This window comes from Mycobacterium basiliense (assembly GCF_900292015.1).
In the GTDB taxonomy this organism is placed as follows: Bacteria; Actinomycetota; Actinomycetes; order Mycobacteriales; family Mycobacteriaceae; genus Mycobacterium; species Mycobacterium basiliense.
Map to the genome: position 1 here is coordinate 4,381,003 of NZ_LR130759.1, position 23,253 is coordinate 4,404,255.

General features: G+C 64.9%; 21 protein-coding genes. 10 read left to right on the forward strand and 11 right to left on the reverse strand.

Features of this window, described 5'->3' with window-relative positions; all coding sequences use genetic code 11:
• Positions 1-281: 281 nt before the first annotated feature.
• Positions 282-920 carry an acetyltransferase gene (locus MB901379_RS18420; protein ID WP_331852720.1) on the reverse strand — a complete coding sequence of 213 codons (639 nt, stop codon included), beginning with the start codon at positions 918-920 and terminating at the stop codon, positions 282-284.
• A 101-nt stretch (positions 921-1,021) separates the two neighbouring features.
• Here MB901379_RS18420 and MB901379_RS18425 point away from each other — a divergent pair, with 101 nt between their 5' ends.
• Positions 1,022-1,765, forward strand: a complete 744-nt coding sequence (locus MB901379_RS18425; protein WP_158017931.1) for a sensor domain-containing protein — start codon at positions 1,022-1,024, stop codon at positions 1,763-1,765.
• A gap of 71 nt (positions 1,766-1,836) precedes the next feature.
• Here MB901379_RS18425 and ychF read toward each other — a convergent pair whose 3' ends face one another.
• Complete coding sequence (ychF, locus tag MB901379_RS18430) at positions 1,837-2,925, reverse strand: redox-regulated ATPase YchF (protein WP_158017932.1); 1,089 nt, start codon at positions 2,923-2,925, stop codon at positions 1,837-1,839.
• Positions 2,926-3,214: 289 nt separating this feature from the next.
• Here ychF and MB901379_RS18435 point away from each other — a divergent pair, with 289 nt between their 5' ends.
• Positions 3,215-4,435, forward strand: coding sequence for a DUF6542 domain-containing protein (locus MB901379_RS18435; protein WP_197717822.1), 1,221 nt, complete (start codon positions 3,215-3,217; stop codon positions 4,433-4,435).
• Here the strand turns inward: MB901379_RS18435 and MB901379_RS18440 are convergent.
• Complete coding sequence (locus MB901379_RS18440) at positions 4,432-5,451, reverse strand: 4-hydroxy-3-methylbut-2-enyl diphosphate reductase (protein WP_158017933.1); 1,020 nt, start codon at positions 5,449-5,451, stop codon at positions 4,432-4,434. The genes MB901379_RS18435 and MB901379_RS18440 overlap by 4 nt on opposite strands.
• Before the next feature lie 110 nt (positions 5,452-5,561).
• Between MB901379_RS18440 and MB901379_RS18445 the strand changes: the two genes are divergently transcribed.
• Genes MB901379_RS18445 through MB901379_RS18460 form a run of 4 tightly spaced genes read left to right on the forward strand, consistent with a single transcriptional unit; the run spans position 5,562 to position 8,822 of the window.
• Entirely contained in the window at positions 5,562-6,179 is a 618-nt protein-coding gene (locus MB901379_RS18445) for a lipid droplet-associated protein (RefSeq protein ID WP_158017934.1), read from the forward strand.
• Complete coding sequence (gene xseA, locus MB901379_RS18450; protein ID WP_158017935.1) at positions 6,176-7,432, forward strand: exodeoxyribonuclease VII large subunit; 1,257 nt, start codon at positions 6,176-6,178, stop codon at positions 7,430-7,432. Before MB901379_RS18445 ends, xseA begins: the two co-directional genes overlap by 4 nt.
• Positions 7,422-7,679 (forward strand): exodeoxyribonuclease VII small subunit, encoded by a 258-nt coding sequence (locus MB901379_RS18455; RefSeq protein ID WP_158017936.1) that lies wholly within the window; start codon positions 7,422-7,424, stop codon positions 7,677-7,679. Before xseA ends, MB901379_RS18455 begins: the two co-directional genes overlap by 11 nt.
• A 54-nt stretch (positions 7,680-7,733) precedes the next feature.
• A complete protein-coding gene (locus MB901379_RS18460; RefSeq protein ID WP_158017937.1) occupies positions 7,734-8,822 on the forward strand; it encodes a 3-beta-hydroxysteroid dehydrogenase in 1,089 nt (362 codons plus the stop codon).
• A gap of 30 nt (positions 8,823-8,852) precedes the next feature.
• Here the strand turns inward: MB901379_RS18460 and MB901379_RS18465 are convergent, their stop codons facing one another.
• Positions 8,853-10,409 (reverse strand): carboxylesterase/lipase family protein, encoded by a 1,557-nt coding sequence (locus MB901379_RS18465; RefSeq protein WP_158017938.1) that lies wholly within the window; start codon positions 10,407-10,409, stop codon positions 8,853-8,855.
• Between the two features lie 297 nt (positions 10,410-10,706).
• On the opposite strand from MB901379_RS18465, the gene MB901379_RS18470 reads away from it, so the two are divergent.
• Positions 10,707-11,864: an AI-2E family transporter gene (locus MB901379_RS18470; protein WP_158017939.1), complete on the forward strand. Its 1,158-nt coding sequence runs from the start codon at positions 10,707-10,709 to the stop codon at positions 11,862-11,864.
• Here the strand turns inward: MB901379_RS18470 and MB901379_RS18475 are convergent.
• Both MB901379_RS18475 and MB901379_RS18480 read right to left on the reverse strand, forming a co-directional pair.
• Positions 11,842-12,642, reverse strand: coding sequence for a dienelactone hydrolase family protein (locus tag MB901379_RS18475; RefSeq protein WP_158017940.1), 801 nt, complete (start codon positions 12,640-12,642; stop codon positions 11,842-11,844). The two genes, MB901379_RS18470 and MB901379_RS18475, sit on opposite strands and share 23 nt — an antisense overlap.
• 28 nt (positions 12,643-12,670) lie before the next feature.
• Entirely contained in the window at positions 12,671-13,345 is a 675-nt protein-coding gene (locus tag MB901379_RS18480; RefSeq protein WP_197717823.1) for a DUF4245 domain-containing protein, read from the reverse strand.
• Between the two features lie 28 nt (positions 13,346-13,373).
• On the opposite strand from MB901379_RS18480, the gene glpX reads away from it, so the two are divergent.
• The 3 genes from glpX to MB901379_RS18495 are packed head-to-tail and all read left to right on the forward strand — an operon-like array spanning position 13,374 to position 16,974.
• A complete protein-coding gene (gene glpX, locus MB901379_RS18485; protein ID WP_158017942.1) occupies positions 13,374-14,462 on the forward strand; it encodes a class II fructose-bisphosphatase in 1,089 nt (362 codons plus the stop codon).
• Positions 14,463-14,510: 48 nt separating this feature from the next.
• A complete protein-coding gene (locus tag MB901379_RS18490; protein WP_158017943.1) occupies positions 14,511-15,941 on the forward strand; it encodes a class II fumarate hydratase in 1,431 nt (476 codons plus the stop codon).
• Between the two features lie 58 nt (positions 15,942-15,999).
• Positions 16,000-16,974 (forward strand): hypothetical protein, encoded by a 975-nt coding sequence (locus MB901379_RS18495; RefSeq protein WP_158017944.1) that lies wholly within the window; start codon positions 16,000-16,002, stop codon positions 16,972-16,974.
• Here MB901379_RS18495 and MB901379_RS18500 read toward each other — a convergent pair.
• From MB901379_RS18500 to glyA, 5 genes are all read right to left on the reverse strand, one after another.
• Positions 16,943-18,433, reverse strand: a complete 1,491-nt coding sequence (locus MB901379_RS18500; RefSeq protein ID WP_232022151.1) for an adenylate/guanylate cyclase domain-containing protein — start codon at positions 18,431-18,433, stop codon at positions 16,943-16,945. The two genes, MB901379_RS18495 and MB901379_RS18500, sit on opposite strands and share 32 nt — an antisense overlap.
• Before the next feature lie 49 nt (positions 18,434-18,482).
• Positions 18,483-19,358 (reverse strand): polysaccharide deacetylase family protein, encoded by an 876-nt coding sequence (locus MB901379_RS18505; RefSeq protein ID WP_158017946.1) that lies wholly within the window; start codon positions 19,356-19,358, stop codon positions 18,483-18,485.
• A gap of 40 nt (positions 19,359-19,398) precedes the next feature.
• Positions 19,399-20,700 carry a PhoH family protein gene (locus MB901379_RS18510; protein WP_158017947.1) on the reverse strand — a complete coding sequence of 434 codons (1,302 nt, stop codon included), beginning with the start codon at positions 20,698-20,700 and terminating at the stop codon, positions 19,399-19,401.
• 341 nt (positions 20,701-21,041) lie between these two features.
• Complete coding sequence (locus MB901379_RS18515) at positions 21,042-21,869, reverse strand: acyl-ACP desaturase (RefSeq protein ID WP_158017948.1); 828 nt, start codon at positions 21,867-21,869, stop codon at positions 21,042-21,044.
• A 97-nt stretch (positions 21,870-21,966) separates the two neighbouring features.
• Complete coding sequence (gene glyA / locus MB901379_RS18520) at positions 21,967-23,247, reverse strand: serine hydroxymethyltransferase (protein WP_158017949.1); 1,281 nt, start codon at positions 23,245-23,247, stop codon at positions 21,967-21,969.
• Positions 23,248-23,253 lie beyond the last annotated feature (6 nt).

The window sequence follows — 23,253 nt, forward strand, 5'->3', positions numbered from 1 at the left end:
TAAGAATAATTGCGAAACGTGCACCGAACGGCTGATTGACCTGCTGCAACGTGCAATCGCACGCGCGCGGCACGATTAGCGCTGCAACCGAGGTTCTGCCCATCGGTGACCGAGCCGAGACCGCCCAGCAATCTCATCGCGGGCACAAACGGCTGATCGATCGCACCCCGGCGGTCATAGCGTGGCCTGGCTCACAAAGCGGCATACCGACCGGGCCACTGGCTCAGTCACACCGTCTCGTCATCCGCGCCGCAGCCGGCCGGGTGGCGATTGGCCGGGCTCTAGGAGGGTGACGAGATCTGCAGATGCAGCAATGGATAGGGAAGGCCGTCGCCGTCGACCGCGCTTCGACCGATCGAGGCAAAGCCTCGGCGCCGATAGAAGTCGACGGCTTGGGTGTTCTGCTCGTTGACGTCCACCAGTAGGTGCGGATCGCGCTGCCGGGCGGCATTGAGGAGCACCGTTCCGATGCCCTTGCCACGAAAGTCGTCATCGACGAACAGCATCTCCAGCTTGTCGGCGGTCACCCCGGCGAAGCCGACGGGCCGGCCATCCACCAGCGCGACGGTCAGGTTCACGGCCGGAAGAAATTCGCGCGGCAACCGATCCTCGATCCGCGCCAGATGCTCTGGACGAACGAACCCATGCGTGGCGTCGATCGCGCTGCGCCAGATACGCACGAGCGTGGGGTACTCCTCAGCTCCCAGACACGGTCGCAGCTCGACGTGCGGTCTGGTCACCGCTTGGCTCCGCACGGTGCTTGCGGCCACCACCACATAAGTCCTGCCTTCCACTCGGATCTTGTCGGCCGTCTTGGCCCGCCGGTACACGGCGCCAACGACCCTGCCATCATCGCGCTTCCCTTCGCCAACCGGCTGGGGCCGATGCCCGAAACTGGCAAAGCGCTTGGTGTTCCCCACGGTGCTGCGGTCCACTATGCTTCATGCACCGAAGCACATCTAGCAAACTCCAATCCCGGTGCCGCATAACGGCTGAGGACTTAGCCTGAAGGGGATTCTCCATGCGTCAGCTAGCAGCCGCAGTCGCCGTTGCGGCACTCGGGGTCCTGGTCACCTCGTGTGGCGGTGGCGACGAAAGCACCCCCGCATCATCGACCAGTACCAGCTCGTCGCGGGCGCCGATCGAGGAGGCGGCACTGGACGGTCTGCTACTCACCCCGGCCGAAGTCGACAGTGCAATGGGCGTCACCGGGATGACGACCAAGGAAAAGATCGACAAGTTGCCCGACGACAGCACCAAGGAGGGGCCCCAGGGGTGGAAATGGCCCGCCGAATGTCTGTTCGCCGATGCCCCGGCGGAGGCCGTGGCATATGCCGGCAGCGGATACACCGCGGTTCGTGGGCACGATGATGTTGCGCCGGGCAGCGCTCCGTCGGGCGACATGGACCCCGAGTTGACCCAGGCGTTGGTCTTGTTCCCCTCGGCGGCACAGGCGAACGACTTCTTCACCAAGTCGTCCCAGGCCTGGCCGGCCTGCGCAAACCGGCAATTCATTACACCCGGCGACGCCGACAACCCTGAAATCCAGTGGCAGGTGGGCCCGGTCTCGACGGCAAACGGCATGCTGAGTACCCCCGTAACCGTGACAATGACCAAGGGCCCCAACACCTTTAAGGGAGCCTGTCAGCGGGTGCTGACCGTGCGGAACAACGTTGCGATCGACCTCAGCGCGTGCGGCAAGGACCCGGGTGACCTAGGGATCACCATCGCCAATCAGATCGCCGGGAAAGTCGACAAGCAATAGTTCGGTCGCTACCCGCCTAAGCACGGTGCTGCGAGCCGGGCGCGACACGGTGCGGGTCCGCAGGCTTGACCCTATTTCGACTTGGTGGTTGCGCCATGCCGGAATTCCACCACGTCGCCGTCGGCCATCACGTACTCCTTGCCCTCCATCCGGACCTTGCCGGCCGCCTTGGCCGCCGCCATGGAGCCGGCCGCGATCAGGTCGTCGTAGGAAACGATCTCGGCTTTGATGAAGCCCTTCTCGAAGTCGGTGTGAATCACCCCAGCCGCCTTGGGCGCGGTATCTCCCCGGTGGATGGTCCACGCGCGCGCTTCCTTGGGACCCGCGGTGAGAAAGGTCTGCAGATTGAGGGTGTGAAAACCGGCGCGCGCCAGTGCATCCAGGCCCCGCTCGGTCTGCCCGATCGACTCCAGCAGCTCGGCGGCCGATTCGTCGTCGAGTTCGGCCAACTCCGCCTCGATAGCCGCGTCTAGGAAAACCGCGTCGGCCGGCGCAACAAGCTCGCGCAACTCGGCGACCCGCCCGGCATCGGTCAGCACCGACTCGTCGGCGTTGAAGACGTACAGAAACGGCTTGGTGGTCAACAGGTTCAGCTCCCACAGCACCGCGCTATCGGTGGCCGAGCCAAAGAGCGTCTTGCCGCTGTCCAGCACCTGCTGGGCAGCCGATGCCGCCTCGTAAACGGGCGTGCGCTCCTTGTTGTTACGGGCTTCTTTTTCCAGCCTCGGCAGCGCCCGCTCCAGAGTTTGCAGGTCGGCCAGAATCAGCTCGGTCTCGATCACCTCGATATCGGACTTGGCGTCGACCCGCCCCGACACATGGGTCACGTCATCGTCCACGAACACCCGCACCACCTGGCAGATCGCGTCACACTCACGGATATGGGCCAGGAACTTGTTGCCCAGCCCGGCTCCCTCCGAGGCCCCCTTGACCAGGCCCGCAATATCCACGAACGACACCGGAGCGTGGACGATTCGCTCGGATTGGAAAAGCTCCGCCAGCTTGTCCAGCCGTGGATCCGGCAGCGCGACGACGCCCTCGTTCGGCTCGATGGTGGCGAACGGATAGTTGGCCGCCACCACATTGTTCCGAGTCAGCGCGTTGAACAGTGTCGACTTGCCGACGTTGGGCAGACCTACGATTCCAAGGCTCAGGCTCACAGGGAGCCAAGTCTAGGACGCCGGCATTGCCGATCCCGTGGCCGGGCGCAACCGGCGTCCGGCACCTCGGTTCGCGGGGCCGTCGAGGAGTCACTGCAGGTCGGCCCGTGCTCGCCGGGTTGGCCGTGCCCGGCTCCCCGCAACGACGTCCGGCCGGTGATTCGTGTGGCGCCTGCCACTGCCGTGCCCCCAACGAGGTACCCGGTGCGAGTAGCGGATGCATGGCACGCCCGCGGCGGCTGGCCAGGGATTTACGGGCCTTCAGCCCCACAGCCGGTACGGTCTACATGTGTCAGCGGAGCGGGCGAGCGCAGCAGTGGAGCCAAGTCACCGCTCAATCATTCCCAGAATTCCGGGTTTGCCCTGGTGGGGCGCGGTACTGCTGGCCACCACCGTCACCGCCGTGGGATACCTGTTCGACGCCGGACACAAGGATCTGACGCACGTCTTCGCCGGCTTCTACATTGCGGGCTGCGTGGCAGCGGTGCTGGCTGTACGCCAAGCGGGTGTGTTCACCGCGGTGATCCAGCCGCCACTGATCCTTTTCGTCACGGTGCCCGGCGCCTACTGGCTGTTTCATGGCGGCAAGATCGGCAAGTTCAAAGACCTCTTGATCAATTGCGGGTACCCGCTCATCGAGCGCTTTCCGCTGATGCTGGGGACCGCCGGCGCCGTGCTGCTCATCGGTTTGATCAGGTGGTACTTCGGCATGGCGCAGCGGACGTCCGGACTGGTCAAGGCCGACACCGACACCGATCCCCCGCCCGCGAGACCCTCCTTCGTCAGCGGCATCGCCGCCAAACTGAGCGCATTGCTGAACCATGACTCGGACGGCGATTCCGATGACGCTGCAGGCACGGGCGCAGAACCGGCCCACGGGATCGAGCGCAGGCCGAAAAGCGGACGAACCACCCGTAGCAGCGGGTCTACCTCGCGCCGTACCGACCGGACCCGGACCCGGCGCGGCCGCCCACCGCTGGACGACGAGCTCGACCCGAACGCGGAACGACCGCGGCGTCGCCGCCAGGTGCCGCCACGTGACTACGATCCCGCCGAACCGCCTCGCCGTCCACGCCGCCGACCCCGACCACCGGGTGACTCCGACGTGCGCGCGCAGCCGCCGCGGGAGACCCGGCGGGACCCACATACCCGCCGTAACCCCTATGACCGGCCCGTTCCGCGCACCAGCCGCTTCGATCCCTACGGCGGCTACGAGCCCAACCAGCCCGCGGAGCCGATCAGCCGGTACGACCGACGGGAAGCCCGATACGAGCCCTACGAACCGTACGAGCCGTATGGCCCATACGAGCCGCCGCGCCGGCGCACCACGCCCGGCGGTGCCAACAGCGCCAACCCGACGCACCATCCGATCTCGCAGGTCCGCTATCGCGGGTCAGCTCCCCGCGACGAGATGCACGGCGGCTACCGTGACGACGATCGGTCCGATCGGCGGGATCGTCCACGCCCACCGCGTCGACCACAGCCCGGTTCCCGGGAATACGACGACTAGGTCCCTACCGAGCGCGCTGGCCGGATCTCCCGCGGTAACGCAAAGACCAGCGTCTCGTTGGCCGTGGTCACCGGTTGCACGATGTCGTAGCCGTAATCGGCCAGCCGCTCCAGCACACCACGCACCAGCACCTCGGGGACCGAGGCTCCCGAACTGACGCCGACGGTGGTGACATCTTGCAGCCATGCCGGATCGATGTCGTCGGCCCAGTCGACTAGTTGAGCGGCCCGCGCCCCGGCGCCCAGTGCCACCTCGACCAGTCGCACCGAGTTGGACGAGTTGCGGGAGCCAACGACAATCACCAACTCACACTCGGGCGCCATCGCCTTGACCGCGACCTGCCGATTCTGGGTGGCGTAGCAGATGTCGTCGCTGGGCGGATCCTGCAGCTTCGGAAACCGCATCCGCAGCCGCTCGACAATCTCCATGGTCTCGTCGACGGACAACGTGGTCTGCGACAACCACACCACCTTGTCCTCGTCACGGATCGTTACCCGCTCGACGGATTCCACACCGTCGACCAACTGCACATGGTCGGGCGCTTCGCCGGCCGTACCGATGACCTCCTCGTGGCCCTCGTGGCCGATAAGCAGAATGTCGAAATCGTCCCGGGCGAAGCGTTTGGCCTCGTTGTGCACCTTGGTGACCAGCGGGCAGGTCGCATCGATGGTCTGCAGGTTACGTTCGGCGGCGGCGGCGTACACCGTCGGCGCGACCCCGTGCGCGGAAAACACCACGATCGCGCCCTCCGGAACCTGGTCGGTCTCCTCGACGAACACCGCACCGGCCTTGGCCAGCGTGTCAACCACGTGGCGGTTGTGCACAATCTCGTGACGCACGTAGACCGGAGCACCGTGCTTCTCCAGCGCACGTTCGACCGTCTCGACGGCCCGATCCACACCCGCGCAGTATCCTCGTGGCTCGGCCAGCAGCACCCGCTTGCGGGTTGGCACGCTGGCCAGGACGCTCCCCGACCGAGAAGCGCCGGGAAACCCCATGTCAACAGTCGGCACCATGACGTTCAGCGTACGTTCCGCCGATACGGCTCTGCTATTTCTGCGCGATTTGCGTTCATCTCGCCGCGGCGAGCTTGGAGTTCGCCGCACCTTGAGGCAGTCTTGGACGCATGGCTTCTGCACCGTATGGAGTTCGGCTAATTGTCGGCGCGGCGACAGTCGCTGTCGAGGAGACGATGAAACTGCCACGAACCATCCTGATGTACCCGATGACGCTGGCCAGCCAGGCGGCGCACCTGGTGATGCGGTTTCAGCAGAACCTGGCCGAGCTCGTCATCAAGGGCGACACCACCCTGGAGTCGCTGTTTCCGCCCAAAGACGAGCAGCCGGAGTGGGCCACCTTCGACGAGGACTTGCCAGATGCCTTGGACGAGGCTTTCGGCGTGCCGACCGGCGCCGACACCCTCAGCGCCGACCGGCGCTTCGAGGGACGGTTCGCGTTGTACTCGGTATCCGAGCAGACCGAGTCCAAGGGCGCCGATGCCTCCAAGAAACCCAGTTCGACCAGGCAACCGAAGAAGCCGTCGTCCAAGCAGACCGTTCCCGCGCCCGCAATCGCGGACGAACTCGACTATCCGTCGCTGACGCTGGCCCAGCTGCGGGCCCGGCTCCCATCGCTGGACATCAAAGATCTCGAAGTCCTGCTGGCCTATGAGCAGGCGACCAAGGCGCGTGCACCGTTCCAGACGCTGATCGCTAACAGGATCACCCGCGCGACTGCCAAGTGACCCGCACTACCCGAGCGTCAGACGCCAATTCGGCCGAGAATCCTTTCCCGGTACGCGCGGTCGCCATCCGGGTTGCGGGCTGGATCGACCGATTGGGCACCGTCTGGGTTGAGGGGCAACTTGCCCAGATCACGATTCGGCCAAACACCAAGACAGTGTTCATGGTGCTGCGAGATCCCGCAGCCGACATGTCACTGAACGTGACCTGCCCTCGTGACCTGGTGCTCAACGCGCCGGTGAAGTTGACCGAAGGCACACAGGTGGTGGTCTGCGGCAAGCCCTCGTTCTACACCGGCCGCGGGACATTCTCGTTGCGGCTCAGCGAGATTCGCGCTGTTGGTGTCGGCGAACTACTAGCCCGTATCGATCGGCTGCGCCGGCTGCTGGACGCCGAGGGCCTCTTCGACCCGCGGCTAAAGCGACCAATCCCATTCTTGCCCAACACAGTCGGGCTCATCACTGGTCGCGCCAGCGCCGCCGAACGTGATGTGACGACGGTGGCGGCTGCGCGATGGCCCGCGGTGCGCTTTACCGTGCGCAATACCGCAGTGCAAGGACCCAATGCCGTCACACAAATCGTCGAAGCACTCCGCGAGCTCGATCGAGACCTAGAAGTCGACGTGATCGTGCTGGCCCGCGGTGGCGGCAGCGTGGAGGATCTGTTGCCGTTTTCCGACGAGACACTGTGCCGCGCGATCGCGGCCTGCCGCACACCGGTGATCAGCGCGGTCGGCCACGAACCCGACAATCCACTCAGCGACCTGGTCGCCGATCTGCGCGCCGCGACACCCACCGACGCGGCCAAGAAAGTGGTTCCAGACAGCGCCGCCGAGCAGCGGTTGATTGCTGACCTGCGCCGCCGCAGTGCTCAAGCGCTGCGCAACTGGGTTACCCGTGAGCAACGGGCACTGGCCCAACTGCGCAGCCGCCCGGTACTGGCTGACCCACTACAGGCGTTAACGACGCGCGCGCAAGACATTGACCGCGCCAGGTCCGCGCTGCGCCGCGACATCACCCGCCTGGTCGCCACCGAGACCGAACGCGTCAGCCACCTGGCCGCACGACTGACCACCCTGGGCCCCGCGGCTACGCTGGCCCGCGGCTACGCGGTGGTGCAGACGGTTTCGGCGGCCGGAACGCCAATTGAGGTGCTGCGGTCAGTCGAGGACGCGGCGGCAGGTGCCAGGCTGCGAGTGCGGGTCTACGACGGTGCCATTGCGGCGATAAGCGAAGGACGCATCGATGGTTCCTGAACAAGCGGACGATCTTCACGGCGAGACCAGCACTACTACACCTATTAGTCAGCTCGGTTACGAAGACTGCCGAGACGAATTGATGGAAGTCGTAAGGCGACTCGAGCAGGGCGGGCTAGATCTCGACACATCGCTAAAGCTATGGGAGAGAGGGGAAAAACTCGCCAAGCGGTGTGAGGAGCATTTGGCTGGCGCCCGCCAGCGGGTGACCGATGCGCTGGCCGCCGGCGAGTCCGAACCAAACTGATTTCCGCCCGAGCGAGACCTTGATAGTTGTTCCGAACTGGAACACGTTTTAGTTATGCTTCGCCGCATGGGTGATGCATCACTGACTACCGAACTCGGCCGTGTCCTGGTCACCGGCGGCGCCGGTTTTGTCGGCGCCAACCTGGTCACCACCTTGCTCGAACGCGGACATCAGGTCCGTTCGTTCGACCGCGCGCCGTCGCCACTGCCCCCGCATCCGCAGTTGGAGGTGCTGCAGGGCGACATCACCGACGCGGCCGTCTGCGCCGAGGCGGTCGAGGGCATCGACACCATCATTCACACGGCGGCGATCATCGAGCTGATGGGCGGTGCTTCGGTGACCGCCGAGTACCGCAGCCGCAGCTTCGCGGTCAACGTCGGCGGCACCGAGAATCTGATCAACGCTGGACAGAAGGCCGGGGTAAAGCGTTTCGTCTACACCTCGTCCAACAGCGTGGTGATGGGTGGGCAGAGCATTGCCGGCGGCGATGAGACGATGCCCTACACCCACCGGTTCAACGATCTCTACACCGAGACCAAGGTGGCTGCCGAACGATTCGTGTTGGCGCAGAACGGCATTGACGGCATGCTTACGTGCGCGATCCGACCCAGCGGCATCTGGGGCCGCGGCGACCAGACCATGTTCCGCAAGCTGTTCGAAAGCGTGATCAAGGGCCACGTCAAGGTTCTGGTCGGCCGCAAGTCGGCCCGGCTGGACAACTCGTATGTAGACAACCTGATTCACGGTTTCATCCTGGCCGGCCAGCATCTGGTGCCCGGTGGCAGCGCTCCCGGTCAGGCGTACTTCATCAACGACGCCGAGCCGATCAATATGTTCGAGTTCGCCAGGCCAGTGGTGGAAGCGTGCGGGGAAAAGTGGCCCAGGATAAGGGTTTCCGGCCCGGCGGTCCATTGGGTGATGACCGGGTGGCAACGGTTGCACTTCAGGTTTGGGTTCCCGGCGCCACTGCTCGAGCCGCTGGCCGTCGAGCGACTGTATCTGGACAACTATTTCTCGATCGCCAAGGCACGCCGTGATCTCGGCTATGAACCGAGGTTCAACACCGAGCAAGCGATGCAACAGTGCCTGCCCTACTACGTAGACATGTTCCGGCAGATGAAGAGCGAGGCCGCGGCCGCCTAGTCCGCAGGCAGCGCGCACGACTTCGGCCCGCTACCGAAAGCCCACCACCTGGCCACCCCACGCAGCGCGGATGTGTGCGTCCACATTGCGTGCCACCGTGTCGCGTTTGTCGACGATCAAGCAGGCCCGGTCGGCGTCGTCGTAGCGCGGCCAGTCCGGCTCGCCGTCCGGGCCCGCCGGCGTTCCGTGCCTGGCGAAGTTGATCCACCTGGTCCGCACTCTGCGCGAGACGGCCCTGGCGATCTTGGCCCCACCCAACTTCAACGTGGGGTCCTGGGGTCCACCGAGATTGCCCCAGACATAGGGCAATTCGGTGGCATGGGCGGCGCGGACCAGCACCAGCTTGAGCAGCGGCGTCGAATAGTCGAACCGATAGAGATACGTGGGCGCCACCATGCTGTGCGCCTCTGCCAGCCATACCGACGGCATCCGGAAGCCGACGTCGGTTGCGATGTTTAGCGGCCGGGCCCTGCGCCCCACTTGAGAGTAGGCCGACCCGATCTGCTCGGCCGTCGGCAACTGTAGGTCGGGCTGTTCAGCGGCGATCTGGTTGAACATCGACGTGATCGCGTGCGGCGTGATCGGCATCAGCGGTGAGCGCATCAACCGGAACAGCGCTGCCTCGTTCTTGTTCGTGCCGATGACCAACGGAACCGGGCGTGAACGTCCCTCCTGGGCAAGCTTGACCGGGTTGTCGGTCAGCAGATCGCCGTCGACGATGGGGACGAACGCCAGCGTGCCAGGGTTGCGCACCGGAACCTCGTCGAACACTTCTTTGGACGCGGCCAGAATCGCGGCGGCGGGCACCTGGGCCAATCGATCCACGTCGGCGGGGTTGATTCCCAGTTTGTCGAGCATGCATACCGCGACGCCGCGCGCCCTGCCGGCGTCATACACCGAGGTGGCCGGTGAGCTTTGCGCGATCGCGCGAGCGAACAGACCCTCGGCCGCCGGCATCGCCAGCAAGGTGGTGACGATCCCGGCGCCAGCGGATTCGCCAAACAGCGTCACAGTGTCCGGATCGCCTCCGAAGACCTCGATGTTCTCCCGAATCCACCCCAAGGCCGCCAGCACATCACGCAGCCCGACATTGGAATCGAAACGTCGCCGCCCGGTGCTAAACGAGGACAAGTCGAGAAACCCCAGCGCCCCGAGCCGATAGTTGACCGTCACCACGATCACCTCGCCGCTCGATGCCAAGGTGCGGCCATCGTAAAGCGGCTGGCTGCTGGACCCCAACAGGTATGCGCCACCGTGCAGCCACACCATCACGGGTTTTCCGGCACCAGGCTCGGTGTCTGCCGATGTCCAGATGTTCAGCCGCAGGCAGTCCTCGTCTTGCGACGCTCCCAGGTCAATGGGCATGTTGGGAATCGTCGGTTGCGGGCAGACCGGCCCGAAGCCGGTAGCGTCGGCAATCTCGGTCCACCGCTGCGGCGGTTGTGGACCCCGAAAGCGCAGCTCCCCCAGCGGCGGCGCGGCGTAGCGGATGCCCTTCCAGACCTTGACGCGGTCACCCGGCAATCCGGTTTCGGTGCCCCGGACCGGGCCGCAAGCGGTCTCGACCACCAAGTTATCGATTGTCATAGGTGTGAAACTCCCCTTCTCCTGCCTGGTCTCAGGCTAGCGACCGGCCCACCAGCGCGGCACGACCGCCGCCGCCACACCGGCCAGCGGAGGGGAGTGCACCACGCACCATCGCGACCAATCCACCGGTGTCGTCCGCTCACAACCCAGTCGGCGCACCGGGCGATGGCGCGCATAACCCGCCGCGCTGCCCGACGAAACCCCGCCTGGGCACGCACGAAAGAACCTGACCACAGAGAAGCTCCTGCGGCTAAGGTTTCCCTCAACATCCGACGCGGAGGGCGGCCCGGTATAGGTATGAACACCGAATTCACGCTCAGTCAAAAGCGCGCGCTGGCCATCCTCACGCTCATCGCCCTGCTATTCGGCGCGTATTTTCTGCGCAGCTATTTCGTCCTCATTGTGGTGGCCGCGGTTGGCGCGTATCTGTTCGCACCGCTGTTCAATTGGTTTAACAAACGTCTGAGCGCCGGCTTGTCGGCGGTCTGCACGCTATTGGCCGCGCTGGCTATCGTGATCGTGCCGGTAGGGCTGCTGGTCGCCCTGGCGGTGGTTCAGATCGCACGAATGGTGGAAAACGTTGCCGAATGGGCCAAGACTACCGACCTGAGCAGCCTTGGCGACAAGGTTCTGCAATTGGTTAACGACCTCCTGGACCGGGTGCCGTTCCTGCATGTCACCGTGACCGCGGAGGCGCTGCGCAAGATGATGATTTCGGTCGCCCAGAACGTGGGTCAATGGCTCCTACACCTCTTGCAGACTACGGCCGGAAGCCTCGCCGGCGCTGTTACCTCGGCCATCATCTTTCTCTATGTGTTCATGGCGCTGCTGCTGAACCGCGACAAATTGCGGACCCTGATCGGCCAACTCAATCCGTTGGGCGAGGAAGTCACCGATTTGTACCTGCGCAAGATGGGCTCCATGGTGCGCGGTACCGTCAGCGGCCAGTTCGTCATCGCGCTCTGCCAGGGTGTCGCCGGCGCCGGCTCCATATATGTGGCTGGATTTCACCATGGCTTCTTCATTTTCGCGATTCTGCTGACCGCACTGTCGATTATTCCGCTGGGCGGGGGAATCGTGACAATTCCGTTCGGCATCGGAATGATTTTCTACGGCAATGTCGGGGGCGGACTGTTCGTGATCCTGTGGCACCTCGTGGTGGTCACCAACATCGATAACGTCCTGCGGCCGATCCTCGTCCCGCGCGATGCCCGGCTCAATTCGGCACTCATGTTGCTGTCGGTGTTCGCGGGTATCAGCATGTTCGGCCCATGGGGCATCATCATCGGTCCGGTGCTGATGATCCTCATCGTCACCACCATCGACGTCTACCTGGCGGTGTACAAGGGGGTCGAGCTCAAAGACGGCAGCCCAGAACGGGTTCGTCGCAGCTGGCTTTCGCGCAGAACCGGGAACGCACCAGCCAGCGCGACTACCGACTCAGGCGCGCAGTAAGAAATTCGACCACCCGCTTGCGCGCTTCGTAGGCCGGCTGACCGTCCACCTCGCGGACCTCGTCGGTGAGAACCGAATGCGCCATCCGACCGAAGCCGAAAGCGTTGCCCGGGCTGGAGTCGATCTCGATCACCTCGAAGGCGTCACCGAGTCGCTGCCGCAGTGTCCGGAACCGTTCGCGCGGCGCCATTTTGTCCTCGCTGAAACGTAAGCCCAGGGCACACAACCCCTCGCTGGAACAGCGTTCGGCGACGATGTTGAGCTCGGATTCACTCAGCCCGGGATCGCGACGCTGCGCGGCTGTCAGCGGCAGCGGTACCGAAGGCTGACTGAGCACCGGGGCCAGCACGCTGTCGTCGACGGCGGCGGCCAACGCAAAGCCACCGGTAAAACATTGGCCGATCACACCGACGCCCTTGCCGGGCGTCGAGGCGTTGAGATCACGCGCCAGCGCCCGCAGAAACAGCGATACCGGACGTTGCTTGTTGGTGGCCATCGCGGCGAACTCCCTTGCCACGCAGCCCCGCGCGATCACAGCCGCGACGTAGCCGGTCGACACCGCCCGGCCCGGTTCACCGAACAACGACGGGATGGCCAGGGTGAACCCGTTGTCCACCAGGTGGTTACCCAACCCCAACACCCCGGGATGGATACCGGGCATCTCCGGGATCAGGACAACTCCGGGACCCGACCCCTTGCGGTACACGTCGTGGGTGTACCCGCCGCCGGTGAACGGTGCCACCGACCAACCGGCCAGATCTGCTTCGGGTCCGCTCACCTTAGGTCCCTTCAGTCGGCATGACAGGCTAGTCGCTGACCGGCAGTGGCGCCTGCGACTGCGTCGCCGCCGCCAGCGTACTGAACTCGTCGTCACTACCGGCGCCCGTGATGGCGACCTGGGTATCTCCGGCCGAACTGGTGAGGCTGGTGGTCCACACCGGCTCGACCGCGCCCTTGCTGTCGGCACCTTGATAGACGACCCAACTGGTGCCGAGCACATCGACCGTTCCCGTCGGGTACATCTCCGGATGGATCGAGCCGACCAGCTTGTCCTCATCGGCGTTGCTCTGGGTGAGGCTCAGGTACATCCCGGTCGGGCTGATATAGCCCACGACCGAGGTCGCCGCGTGCAGCCGGTGACCGGTCGTCGGGTCCGTGCGCCCGTCGGCGATACCGCCGCGGCCCCCGGAATTGGATATCCATCCCGCGGGCAACACGGGCAGTCGGACCGGAAAACCCAGCGTAGCGGCATCGGCCTGCAAGGCCTTCGCCGCGTCGTAGGCCGGGACCGTGCCCCGGTTGGTCCCGCCCGGCTGAAATGAACACATCCCCACCAGGCCTGCCAGCAGGATGCAGCCAACCACCAGCGGCGCGAGCGACCAGAACATGTCGCGACCGTCCTGCAGCAGGCGCGGTTTGGCCGGCCTGGGGATCGGCCGCGGCTCACCAGTCACACCGCCAGTATCCCAGCTCCCGACCATCGATCTGCTTCTGGGACAATCAGCAACCATGACAGCACAGGGATCCGGTCCGTCACCGACGGCCGTTGCGAGCCCCGACCCGTCGCTCGCCCGACCGTCACGCGGCGAAGCCCCTGACCGCAACCTGGCGATGGAACTGGTCCGCGTCACCGAGGCCGGCGCCATGGCCGCAGGCCGCTGGGTAGGTCGTGGCGACAAGGAAGGTGGCGACGCCGCCGCGGTCGATGCGATACGCGAGCTGGTGAACTCGGTGTCGATGCGCGGAGTCGTGGTGATCGGCGAGGGCGAAAAAGACGATGCCCCCATGCTCTACAACGGCGAAGACGTGGGTAATGGCGATGGCCCGGAATGTGACTTTGCGGTAGACCCGATCGATGGCACCACGCTGATGAGCAAGGGCATGCCGAACGCCATCTCGGTGCTGGCGGTGGCTGATCGTGGCGCGATGTTCGATCCGTCGGCAGTGTTTTACATGAACAAGATCGCCGTCGGCCCCGACGCGGCCCATGTGCTGGACATCACCGCTCCGATCGCCGAAAACATCCGGGAGGTTGCCCGGGTCAAGGCATTGTCGGTGCGCGACATGACGGTGTGCATCCTGGACCGGTCGCGGCACGCCCAGCTGATCGAAGACGTGCGTGCCACCGGGGCCCGGATCCGGCTGATCACCGATGGCGACGTCGCCGGGGCGATCTCCGCTTGCCGCCCGGAATCGGGCACCGACATGCTCGCCGGCATCGGCGGGACGCCGGAGGGGATCATCGCCGCCGCGGCGATCCGTTGCATGGGCGGAGCCATCCAAGCCCAGTTGGCGCCCAAAGACGACGCCGAGCGGCGCAAGGCCCTCGACGCCGGCTATGACCTCGAGCAGGTGTTGACCACAGAGGACCTGGTGTCCGGGGAAAACGTTTTTTTCTGCGCCACCGGCGTTACCGACGGTGACCTGCTCAAGGGGGTGCGCTACTACCCGGGCGGGTGTACCACCCAGTCGATCGTGATGCGGTCGAAGTCGGGCACCGTCCGGATGATCGAGGCTTATCACCGACTGTCGAAGCTCAACGAATACTCCGCCATCGACTTCACCGGCGACACCACTGCCGCCTATCCCCTGCCTTAACAGCCGAAACCATCCCGACCGATCCGGACAAACTGAGGACCCCAACCTATGGCCGATAGCGCGCACAACGATGCCGACAAAGACACCGAATATCGCATCGAGCACGACACCATGGGTGAGGTCCGGGTGCCGGCGAAAGCGTTGTGGCGCGCGCAAACCCAGCGCGCCGTGGAAAACTTTCCGATCTCTGGTCGGGGTCTGGAGCGTTCCCAGATTCGGGCGTTGGGCCTGTTGAAAGGCGCTTGCGCACAAGTGAACAAAGACCTCGGACTGCTGGCGCCGGAAAAGGCCGACGCGATCATCGCTGCCGCGGCCGAGATCGCCGACGGCCAGCACGATGATCAGTTCCCGATCGACGTCTTCCAGACCGGCTCGGGTACCAGCTCCAACATGAACACCAATGAGGTGATCGCCAGCATCGCCGCCGCCAACGGTGTTACGGTGCATCCCAACGACGACGTCAACATGTCGCAGTCGTCCAACGACACCTTCCCCACCGCGACGCATATCGCCGCCACCGAGGCCGCGGTCAGCTACCTCATACCGGCACTGCAGGTGCTGCAGGACTCGCTGGCCGCCAAGGCGTTGGAGTGGCAAAGCGTGGTGAAGTCTGGCCGGACCCACCTGATGGATGCCGTTCCGGTGACGCTGGGCCAGGAGTTCAGCGGCTATGCCCGCCAAATCGAGGCCGGCATCGAACGAGTCCGCGCAACGCTGCCGCGTCTGGGTGAGCTTGCTATCGGGGGCACCGCGGTGGGAACCGGACTCAACGCGCCCGAGGGCTTCGGTGTCAGGGTGGTCGCCACTCTGGTGTCTGAAACGGGCCTGCCGCAGTTACGTACGGCGGCAAATTCTTTCGAAGCGCAAGCCGCCCGCGACGGATTGGTCGAGGCATCCGGCGCGCTGCGTACCATCGCGGTGTCGTTGACCAAGATCGCCAACGACATCCGTTGGATGGGATCCGGACCGCTGACCGGCTTGGCCGAAATCCAGTTGCCCGACCTGCAGCCGGGTAGCTCCATCATGCCTGGAAAGGTCAATCCGGTTCTGCCCGAGGCGGTTACGCAGGTTGCCGCACAGGTGATCGGCAACGACGCCGCGGTGGCCTGGGGCGGCGCCAATGGCGCCTTCGAACTGAACGTCTACATCCCGATGATGGCCCGCAATATCCTCGAGTCGTTCCGGCTGCTGACCAACGTGTCACAGCTGTTCGCGCAGCGTTGCATCAGCGGGCTGGCCGCCAATGTCGAGCGCCTGCGCGAACTGGCCGAGTCCTCACCGTCGATCGTGACGCCGCTGAACTCGGCCATCGGTTACGAGGAGGCCGCGGCGGTGGCCAAGCAAGCCCTCAAGGAGCGCAAGACGATCCGCCAGACGGTCATCGATCGCGGCCTAATCGGCGACAAGCTATCGATCGAGGAACTCGACCGCCGCCTCGATGTGTTGGCGATGGCCAAGGTTGAATCGGCCGACGACTAGGCGTGGTGGCGCGGCTACCTCAGGTGCAGCGGTCCAAGAAGCGAGGGTGGTTTAGCAAATGACGGCTCCTCCCGGCGGTCCCTATGGCCAGGATCCGAGCGGATCGAATCCGTATGGGCAGAACCCGTATTGGGGCCCTCAGCCGCAAGGCGGTCCCTATCAGTACCCAGGCGGGAGTCCGTACTCGAATCCCTATGGCGGTGCGGATCCCTACGGCGCAGGCACCTCCCCCCCACCGCAATACCCCCAACCCGGTCAGCAGTATGCCCCCGGCTGGGCGACCGGGTCCTACCCGCCGGGCCCACCGCCGAAAGGACCCGGCTCGAAGATGCCGTGGTTGATTTTGGCCGGTGTGGCGGTGCTGGGCGTCATCGTGGTGGTGGTAGTCCTGGTGGTCGCGTTGAGCGGTGAAAACAAGTCCAGCAACGCAAATCCCAGCGGCTCACCGGTCACCTCGAGCGCACCGACATCGCAGCCGAACGATTCCGAGCAAACGGCGACCGGCTGCACACCCAACGTATCCGGCGGTGAGCGACCGCTCGGCGAGATCATCAGTGCCGGCAAATTGTCGTTTCCGATCAGCGCGGCACCTGGATGGTCGGTGTTCTCCGACGATCAGAGCCCCAACCTGATCGAGGCGCTCGGCGTCGGCCAGGAGGTGCCAGGCGCCAGTCAGTGGATGATGCAAGCCGAGGTCGCCATCACCAACTTCGTCGCCAGCATGAACGTCAATGCGCAGGCGTCCAAGCTGCTGGAGTGCGTGGTCGACGGTCCGGGTTACGAACAGTCCTCGCCTACCCTGGGCCCGACCAAGATGTCCTCGATCACGGTGGACGGGGTCAAGGCCGCCCGGGTCGACGCCGACATCACGATCGCCGACACCTCACGCAACGTGAAGGGTGACTCCGTGGTCATCATCGCCGTTGACACCAAACCGGTCACCATTTTCATGGGCGCAACCCCCATCGGCGACGCGGATTCGGCCGCCACCATTAACCGGGTCATCGCGGCGCTCCGGGTTTCGCCGAACTGATCTGGGTATGGTCGGGCCCGGCCGGCGCAGACACCTTAGTGGCCTCGGATCGGCCTCGTAGAACCGTCGAATAGCATTCGGCCCAGCATGCGCGTTCGGCCGGATTGGCGCGGTCCAGGGCCGCCGCCGAACACAAGATCCGCCGTTCGGAGGTTTTGGCAAGGTCGGCCAGACGGGCCGCCTCGTTGACGGCGTTGCCGATCACCGTGTACTCGTAGCGGTTTTCGGCGCCGATGTTGCCGGCAAAAACCCGGCCCGCCGAAACGCCGATGCCAAAGTCCACTATCGGTAGCCCGCGCAGCTGGGTACCCAACTCACGCGCTGTCGCCAGGGCGTCCGAGGCCGGTTCGCCCGTCCGCAGCGGAGCCCCGAAAATCGCCAACGCCGCGTCTCCTTCGAACTTGTTGACCAGCCCCTGACGTTCGTCTACGGCGTCGACGACGATTCGAAAGAAGTCGTTGAGTACCTCAGCCACCTCGTGCGGCGACCGGTTTTCGGCAAGCTGGGTGGAGCCCACCAGATCGATGTAGAGAACGGCCGCTTCCAGCACGTCGCCGGACAGCGCGGACCCCTCTTCCATCGCGCGGCGGGCCACATCCGCGCCCACGTGGCGACCGAATAGGTCGCGGAGTCGTTCGCGTTCCTCGAGTCCGGACACCATCCGGTTGAATCCGGTTTGCAGCCGCCCGATCTGGGAGCGTTCATAGGCACCGACATAGGTTGCGATGTTGCCGTGCTGAACCTGCGCCATCGCATCGACAACCTCGTCGAGGGGATCGGAAATGGATCGAGAGGTCAGGATCATGGTCGGAAGGCCCAGCAGCAACGCCGCCAGCGACACCACCAAGATCGGCACATCCAACGATGCGGAGTCCTCAATCACCCAGCCGTAGGATCGCAGCACGACGAATGCCATGATGACGCCGATGGGTAGCGCACTGCACAAAAACCACAGCAGGACCAATCGCGCGAAAACACCGGGGACCGCGAGACGCGGACGGCCACCCAAGGTCGCCATTCGCACGATCGGCCGCAGGGTGCGTTGCGAGAGCAGCAGGCCGGTACCCGCGGCAGCGGGTCCGCCGAGCACCACACCGAGCAGGATGGATAGCAGAATTTTCGCGCCGCCCGCGTAATTGATCAGCATCAGTACCCCGCCAGAGGTAGCCCAGGCCCCCGCCAAGATGGCCGACTGGCGGCCGCCGAGCCTGAAGGCGGCTTCCCGCTGCTCCGGTGTGGGTGGGTGGCCCGGCACGAACCACCGCAGAGTGGGAGCCAAAGTCACCGCCCCGGCGACCGCCACGCTGATCGTTCCCGACACGACCAGCAGCACCACCACCGGCAGGTTTTTCTCTGCGAAGTCGACGTAGGTGTGGCCTCGCAGCGGGATCAAAATGGCCGACGCATCGATGACGGCAATGACGTAGGCCAAGGCGAGGGCGAACGCATATTGGAGCAACAACCTGCGGGTGCTCTGCTGCTGCGCTTCGTTCGCCGAAGCGCCGGTTCTAGGCACCGTTATTGGGCCCGCCCGAGTTCTGTCCGGGGATGTCGACGATGGGGAAGTTGGGCATCGGCTTGGGCGACGGGGTATCGGGTAGCGGCGGAATATCGCCGGGCGGGATGTCATGGAGTGCGTTGACCGGCGGACCGTTCTCCCTGCCGCCGTAGCTGCTTCCGGGTGCCCGCGGCCCGAGCAGCTCGCTGACCGTCACCAAGCGGTAGCCGTTGGCCTTGAGCACCGGAATGAATTGGTACACCAGGTCGACGGTGCTGGAGTAGGTGTCGTGGAACAACACCACCGAACCCGGCTTAAGGTAGGTCATCAGCATGTACCGCGTTGCCGCGGTGTTGGAGTCGTTCGCCCAATCGAACGGGATGACATCCCACAGAATCTCGGCTTGGTTGAACTTGGCCGCGGTTTGGCGCACCGCGTTGTCGGACAGCCCCCCCGCGGGACGATACAGCTTGGGCGTGCTGCCGGTGGCGGCCGTGATCGCGTCGTTGGCCCGGGAAAACTGCCCGGCGATGTCCGCCGGAGGGATCGTCGTCATGTTGGGGTGTTCCCAGGTGTGGCTGCCGATCTCCATGCCCGCGTCCGCGATGCGCTTGGCTCCCGCCGGGTTGGCGGCCACCTTGTTGCCGATCAAAAAGAAGGTGGCCTTGGCGTCGTTGTCCTTCAAGATTTGCAACAGCCGGTCGGTATACGGTCCCGGGCCGTCGTCGAAGGTCAACGCCACACACTTGACCATCGCACAGCTGGCGCTGTCCGCTCGGGTGACATGACCGGTGAGACTGCCGATTACCAGCACCGCGACGGCAGCAACGACACCGACGACCATGCGCCCGTAGCGCCAGGCCTGGTTGTCGAGCCGTTTGTGCACCCTGGAAGCCTACCTGGCATCGGAAGCGCAAATCCCGTCGTCAACGCGGCCCGGTGATCTCTTCCAGCATCTCGGTGACCAGTGCGGCGATCGGTGAGCGTTCGCTGCGCAGCAGCGTGATGTGCGCGAACAGCGGGTGGCCTTTGAGCTTCTCAATCACCGCGGCGACGCCGTCGTGACGGCCAACCCGCAGGTTGTCCCGCTGTGCGATGTCGTGGGTGAGCACCACCCGCGAGCCGGTACCCAGCCTGGACAACACGGTCAGCAACACGTTGCGTTCCAGCGACTGCGCCTCGTCGACGATGACGAAGGAGTCATGCAATGAACGACCTCGGATGTGGGTCAGCGGTAACACCTCAAGCATGCCGCGGGATAGGACCTCCTCTAGCACCGCCGGACTGGCCAGGCCCTCGAGCGTGTCAAAGACGGCTTGCGCCCAGGGCCCCATTTTGTCGCTTTCGCTACCGGGTAGATAGCCCAGCTCCTGGCCGCCCACGGCGTACAGCGGGCGGAAAACGACCACCTTGCGCTGAGTCCGTCGTTCCAGCACCGCCTCCAGACCCGCGCACAACGCCAGTGCGGACTTACCGGTGCCGGCTTTGCCACCCAGCGACACGATGCCCACCGACTCGTCGAGCAACAGTTCAAGCGCCACCCGTTGCTCGGCGGAGCGGCCGCGCAGACCGAACACTTCGCGGTCACCACGCACCAGCTGGATACGTTTCGCGGCAGTGACTCGCCCCAGGGCGTGCGAGCTACCTCCCAGCAGCCGAATCCCCGTGTGACAGGGCAGGTCCCGGGCTTCGGCCAGGTCGATCTCCCCGTCGGAGAACAGTGCGTCGATGTCCTCGGCGGCGGTCTCGATCTCGTGCATGCCCGACCATCCCGAGGCGATGACGTCCTGCGCGTGATACTCGTCGGCGGCCAGACCCACCGCGGCGGCCTTCACCCGAAGTGGAATGTCCTTGCTGACCAATGTGACGCGCTTGCCCTCCGCTGCCAGGTTGGCCGCGCAGCTCAAGATGCGGGAGTCGTTGCTTTCGGTGCGAAATCCTGCAGGCAGCACCGACGGATCGGTGTGGTTGAGTTCGACGTGCAGCGAACCACCCTGTGTCCCAACCGGAATAGGCTGATCCAGACGCCCGTGTTCCAACCTAAGGTCGTCGAACAACCGCAATGCCTGTCGGGCGAACCAGCCCAACTCGTGGTGATGGCGTTTAGCCTCGAGTTCACTGACTACCACCAGCGGAACCACCACTTCATGCTCGGCGAATCGGCTGCAGGCCCAGGGGTCGGACAGCAGCACAGAGGTGTCGAGCACATACGTCCGGAGATCGGTCACTGAGCGCTCCTCGAGCGAATTGCGCTCGGGCGGACCCACACGAGCGTGTCGGCGCGGGCCGCGGCACCAGGACCGGGGCCGGTCCTGCCGTTGACGTGACGGAAGGTGCCGCCCTGGCAGCTGAGCATGTCGCTGACCATCGAGTCCGACGCTACTCTGCCGATGACACGCCTGCAGAGCAGGCGCGCCGAGGGGACCCAGCTTGACGACGATGCACTCCGCGCAGCGCAGTGAGAAGGAGTCGAGCAATCAGACCCAGCTTGACGACGATGCACTCCGCGCAGCGCAGTGAGAAGGAGTCGAGCAATCAGACCTCGCGCGCAGTCTCGCGCGACCGGGACCTAACTCGTGACGAACTGCTGCAGTTGCGGCTCGTCGGCCAGGCCCCATTGGCTGAGGCGATCGGAGATCACCGTCCGCAGCTGTTGCGGGTCGAATATCCCGGCATCGGCCACGTTCTGCACCTTGTCGCGGTAGGCCTCGATGTCGGCACCGAGGACTTCCAGGTCGGCCGCACGAGCCGCGATCGCCGCGATCGTCTCGTCGCGGGTAGAGCCGAGACAGTGCGTCACCAGGTTGGCGAAGAACTCCTCATGGCGCACTTCGTCGCGGGCGATCCGGTCGATGAGCCCGGCCAGGATGGGCTCTTCGATCTGCGCGGCCAGGTTGCGGCAGAACACCGCGCAGGAGCGCTCGTAGAGCGCCATGAACACCAAGGTCTCAACCTGCGAGTACGTGTCGGCGCGGTAGCCCTTCATCACGTGCTGGACCCGGACGTCTTCGTTGGCCACCGGGTCAACCTCCCGAGTCACCACCAGGTATTCGCGCAGCGCAATGGCGTGCAAGTGTTCCTCTCCGGTCCATCGACCAAGCCAGCGGCCCCACCAGTCTTCGAGGATGAAGTGCTCGACGAGCTCGCGGTGATGACCGGCCAGGTTGTCCTTGAGGATCAGCAGGATCTCGCAGGCGTCGGTGATCACCCTGGGCAGCGTCGCCTGAGACGGATCCCAATCCCGCCCACCGAGGAAGGCGAAGTTCTCGCCCTGGTCGAACGGAACGTAGTCGTGAGCGAACCAGATGTCCTCGGTGTCGAGGTGGCGGGCCATGTTTTGTTCCACTACGGGCTCGAGCTCAAGGGTCAGCGCATCAGCTACAGGTTTCTGTGCCATGCGGTAACTGTAACCCGTATACACAGGTTTATGAAATCGACCCTCCGGCTAGCCGGCCGAAGTGGCGAGGGCGCCCTAGCGCTACCCCGACCGCAGGTCAGCGGTCTACCAGACGCCACTCTTCCAAGCCCTCGTAGAGAGGAAAATCCCTGGCCAACCGAGTCACCCGATTCCTAAGCGCTGCCACGTCAGCGGCGCTGCCAGCCGCTAAGGCGGTAGCAATGACGTCAGCCACCTCGCTGAATTCCGCTTCCCCAAACCCGCGGCTCGCCAGTGCCGGAGTTCCTACGCGAAGGCCCGAGGTCACCATCGGCGGTCGAGGATCGTTGGGCACCGCGTTGCGGTTGACCGTGATACCCACCTCGTGGAGCAGGTCTTCGGCCGCCTGGCCGTCCAGTGGGGAGTTGCGCAGATCGACGAGCACCAGGTGGACGTCGGTGCCGCCGCTGACCACCGACACGCCCGCCTTGGCCACATCGTCGGCCAGCAACCTGTCGGCGATGATCCGGGCGCCGGACAGCGTCCGTTGCTGGCGTTCGGCGAACTCCGGTGAGGCTGCGATCTTCAACGCGACCGCCTTGCCGGCAACCACGTGCATCAGCGGTCCGCCCTGCTGTCCCGGGAACACCGCCGAATTGATGACCTTCGCGTACTCCTGCTTGCCCAGGATCATGCCGGAACGGGCACCGCCCAGCGTCTTATGGATGGTGGTCGACACCACATCCGCGTGCGGCACCGGCGAGGGATGCAACCCCGCCGCCACCAACCCGGCGAAGTGGGCCATGTCGACCCACAACTTGGCGTCGACCTCGTCGGCGATCGACCGGAACGCCGCGAAATCGATAATCCGGGGGTAAGCCGACCAGCCAGCAATTATCACCTTCGGACGGAACTCGAGAGCCTTGGCCCGCACCGCGTCCATATCGATGAGGTGCGTGGCCGGGTCTACGCCGTAGAAGTCGTTCTCGTATAGCTTGCCCGAGAAGTTCAGCCGCATACCGTGAGTCAGATGCCCCCCGTTGGCGAGGTCGAGACCCAACAACCGCTCTCCCGGTGACATCAGCGCGTGCAGTACCGCGGCGTTGGCCTGAGCGCCGGAGTGTGGCTGCACGTTGGCAAAGTCCGCCCCGAATAGCGCTTTGGCCCGGTCGCGGGCGATGTTTTCCACCACGTCAACGTGTTCGCACCCGCCGTAGTACCGCCGACCCGGCAGCCCCTCGGCGTACTTGTTGGTCAGCACGCTGCCCTGGGTCTGCAGTATGGACCGCGGCACAAAATTCTCCGAGGCAATCATTTCCAGGGTGTCTCGTTGCCGGCCAAGTTCCTTACCCAGCAGCTCTGCGATATCGGGATCGACCTCGGCGAGCGGGGCCGTCATAACAGA